Source organism: Selenomonas sp. oral taxon 892 str. F0426 (assembly GCF_000468035.1).
Taxonomy (GTDB): Bacteria; Bacillota; Negativicutes; order Selenomonadales; family Selenomonadaceae; genus Centipeda.
This window is the reverse complement of sequence record NZ_KI260514.1, coordinates 831-1,415: the sequence shown is the minus strand read 5'-3', so window position 1 is coordinate 1,415 and position 585 is coordinate 831. Positions and strand designations below refer to the sequence as shown.

At 56.1% G+C, this 585-nt stretch carries 1 protein-coding gene; it reads right to left on the bottom strand.

The window, feature by feature from the left end; genetic code table 11:
* Positions 1 to 585, bottom strand: a 585-nt coding sequence (locus HMPREF1992_RS11645) for a terminase TerL endonuclease subunit (RefSeq protein ID WP_021683808.1), incomplete at both ends; no start/stop codon positions are given.

Genomic DNA, 585 nt, shown 5'->3' with positions numbered 1-585 from the left:
CAATATTCTCCTCGGGAATCCAGAAATACGGAAGGACGGCAAACGTCTCATCCTCCTCGGTCGGAGGAAACACGAGCACAAACGCCGTAATATCCATCGTAGAGGAAAGGTCAAGACCGCCGTAGCAGACACGCCCTTCCAATGCCGCTGCATCCACAGGCAGAGCGCACGCATCCCACTTGTCCATCGGCATCCACCGCACGGACTGCTTCACCCACTGGTTCAGACGGAGCTGACGAAAGCTGTTTTCCTCGGCGGGATTCTGCCGTGCCGAATCGCACGCCGCTTGTACCTTGTCGATGCCGACCGTGATACCGAGGGACGGATTCGACCGCTTCCATACCTCGGGGTCTGTCCAGTCCTCATCCTCCTTTGCTCCGTAGATCACAGGATAGAAGGTCGGGTCGATCTTTCTCCCTTCGAGAATGTCCTTCGCTTTCTGATGCGTCTCATAGCAGATGGACTGCGTGTCCGTTCCTGCTGTGGTGATAAGGAAGTAAAGCGGCTGCATACGCGCATCACCAGAGCCCTTCGTCATAACGTCAAAGAGCTTGCGGTTCGGCTGCGTGTGCAGTTCGTCGAATA